Consider the following 649-nt stretch of genomic DNA (forward strand, 5'->3'; position numbering starts at 1 on the left):
AAGCAGGGGTCTATAAAGGGGTACGATCTCTTGAAGGGCGAGAAAAATTATTAATTCCGTTGAGTATGTTGCTTTTTTCCATAGGCGGCTTTAGCATGGGGATGGCAGAAGAAACCATTATCTTCGTGCCTATAGGGATCGCGATAGCAAGGGCTATGGGCTTTGATGCGGTTACTGGAACGGCTATGATTACCCTTGGTGCTGCTAGCGGATTTTTTGGAGGCATGCTCAACCCGTTCACGGTAGGGGTTGCCCAATCACTAGCTGAAGTACCTTTATTCTCTGGAATTGGATTCCGTTTTGTTGTCTATATTTTTGTGCTGGCATTTGCCATTTGGTATGTCAGCCGTTATGCAAATAAGGTAAAACAGAATCCTGAAAAAAGTGTAATCTATGATATTGAACAAAAAGAAAAACAAACGACCGGGTTAGTTGAATTCCCTGAGTTGACCGGACGCCATAAACTAGTTTTTCTAGCAATGATCTTTGGTCTGGCTTTTAACATTTATGGCGTGTTTAAATGGGGCTGGTTTTTAACAGAGCTCACGGCTTCTTTTTTGATTATGGGTATCGTTAGCGGGCTGGTTGGCGGTTTACAACTGGGGAAACTTTTTGATTCATTTATTGAAGGAGCCAGAGCAGTCACATT

The 649-nt window shown here is 42.7% G+C and carries 1 pseudogene; it reads left to right on the forward strand.

From position 1 onward, the window contains the following. A pseudogene (locus tag AC1DUW_RS31695) lies at window positions 1–649 on the forward strand (YfcC family protein); the annotation flags it as partial.

This window comes from Peribacillus sp. P4_C12 (assembly GCF_056402095.1).